2 protein-coding genes and 1 pseudogene are annotated in these 2,369 nt (G+C 42.5%); all 3 read right to left on the minus strand.

Features of this window, described 5'->3' with window-relative positions:
- The coding region (locus KIV40_RS07050) for a mechanosensitive ion channel family protein (RefSeq protein WP_285348443.1) at positions 1-1,189 on the minus strand (1,189 nt) is incomplete at its 3' end.
- A gap of 251 nt (positions 1,190-1,440) precedes the next feature.
- Positions 1,441-1,539 carry an amidohydrolase family protein gene (locus KIV40_RS35590; RefSeq protein ID WP_369524849.1) on the minus strand — a complete coding sequence of 33 codons (99 nt, stop codon included), beginning with the start codon at positions 1,537-1,539 and terminating at the stop codon, positions 1,441-1,443.
- A gap of 1 nt (position 1,540) precedes the next feature.
- Positions 1,541-1,927 (minus strand): annotated as a pseudogene (locus KIV40_RS07055) (amidohydrolase family protein); the annotation flags it as partial.
- Positions 1,928-2,369: the final 442 nt, after the last annotated feature.

Raw genomic sequence — 2,369 nt, forward strand, 5'->3', positions numbered from 1 at the left:
TCAAGTTGAACGGGTATATAACGCCTGATTGATTGCCAATTTGGCAGTAATCCCCAACCGACAAAGATTTGTCCAAAAACAAAATGACACCACCAATTAAGTTCTCCATTGTGGGGCGAATTGCGAGCGCAATGGCCATCCCTCCAAGACTCAATCCTGTTACGATTCCGTATACAGGTACCCCTAATCGATTTAAACCGTAACCGAGGCAAGCGATCACAGCCATGGAGCCCAAAAGAGTACCAATAATTTGTGCCAGGCTATGACGTAATGTTGAATTCGAGCGTTGTTTCTTCATCAGTAGGCGACAAGCTTGATAGATAACAAGGTAAGCGACTTGGTTGATCAAGAGCCAACAGATGAGTTCTATAACTATATTCAACGTCGACATTAACGTGCCCGTTAAATTAAGTTGGTAGTCTGCAAGGTATAGAAAACCGCTCAAGGTTAATACGGCGAGAATTGATCTTGTTACAGGCGCACTAACATTGTGGAACAGAAGAATGAGAACGCCGCTCATTACCATGAACGATATGGTTAACCCCAGCCATTGCCAGAGGGCTTGGCTCCAATACTCGACCATAAATACGTCCGGCAAGGATTCGATAAGATAAAACCAGTGTGGCGGAACTAAACGTCCAGCACTCAGTGAGTAGTATTTAAAGTAGTCGAGGGATGCTTCGGAATGAGAGGGTAAGTGCTTGACTAGAAGGTAGTCGCGATACAACCCTTTTACGGTTTGCTGGGAAAAGCGATATTGACCATCGGCCTGCTTCACTAGTTCTAAATCTGTTTCTGGGACTCTCCACTGTGCTAGTGCATTGCTATTTGGAATTTTGGAAAGCTCAATGAGAGGCACTCGGTCGAGAATCTCTTTCATTAGCATCACGGACTCGAGTGCCACTCTATTTTGGCTAGAATCAGGCACATCACTTAAGTCAAAGACTTGAGTTGCTTTATCGAAAAGTGCATACACTTTCTGTCGATTAGGCTCAGTGTTGTGCTTTTGATCAGCCAGTATAAGATTAAGCTCTTGATTCGCTTCAGCCACTAGATCATTGAAGCTTATTATCGCTTGTTGTGGCGTCGAAAGGTTTGGGGGAGAAAGTGGAAAAGGATCACTTGCTTGAGTTAAATGACTGCAGAACAAGAGCAGAGCTCCCATCATCCATGATGCGATTTTTGTCATGTGCCTTTCCTAGCCTTGGTTTTTTGTCCTAATAAGTTTAGCTAAAATATTAGTTTAGATAACAAAGGGCCGCATTCTCTCGCGTAGATTACGAGCTAATCGATATGTGACTGATTAACAAAACAATACCGCCTTAGATGAGGCGGTGTTAATTCAAACGTTTGATAGCTTTAGCGTTGATAAGCGGTTTCACCTCGGCTGATAGTTTGTTGAACTTTTAAGTCCTTCAAAGTGTCAGGTTCTACCTTTAGTTAGTTTTTATCTAAAATGATCAAATCAGCGTTTTTACCGACTTCTAAACTGCCTTTTGTTGTTTCCTCAAAGTGTTGATATGCTGGCCAAATCGTCATCTACTGCGTCTGCTTGCCCATCAGGAGAAGGAAGCACATTTGCCACCATTGCCTGCAAGCCAACACCATAAACATGGCTGTGAGGATCAATAAAGCCGGGGAGTAAAGCTTTCCCCTTTAAATCAACCAGCTGGGTCTTGCCAAATTTATGCTCCATTGCGCCTTCTTTGCTGCCGACATAGATGATTTTCTCTCCTAATGTTGCAATCGCTTCGGCGTATTCTGGGGTATCTCCGGCCATCGTGAGGATATCGCCACCAAAGAATATCTTATCTGCAGCGGTCACTTTAATTGGCTCGACAACGGCTTCTGCTTGTTTGGTTTCGTCTGAAAAACAACCCGTTAGTGCAAGACTGGAGAGGGCGAAAGGAATCCATGTTGATTTCATATAAAGGCTCCGTAATGGCATATGATTTAATCAATCTAGTGCATATTGAAGAAGAGCGTTGCGATGTTGATTTGATCTTTAATCCAGATCAGATAAATGAGTGATGCTTATGTGGAATTTGCTAGCAAGCACTGAGTTCTAGAAGCTTAGTTTCAGAAGGGAAACGAAGGGGCTTTATCCGTTATTAATATAGCTTTCGGTCACCTGTAGTCCTCCCTTGAATAAAGCTGAGTATATTTTTCTAAGGTTCTTATTTGTAAGGTTTTTTTAGTGTTTGGGTTATGGTATTCCAAATGCTCATGGCGGTGCACTTTTCTTACCTTGCTTATAAATCGTATCTTCCTGACTATGCTTATAAATCGTATCTTCCTGACTATGCTTAGAAAATAGTCACTAGGAAGGGACGTTCATGTCTTACGTGTTTCACGGCTTTGTTGCGTAA

It is taken from the genome of Vibrio sp. D173a (genome assembly GCF_030248475.1).

What these genes read in the sequence shown, in the direction of transcription:
- KIV40_RS35590 (WP_369524849.1), bottom strand. Translation starts at nt 1,539, where the DNA reads ATGACGATTTGGCCAGCATATCAACACTTTGAGGAAACAACAAAAGGC.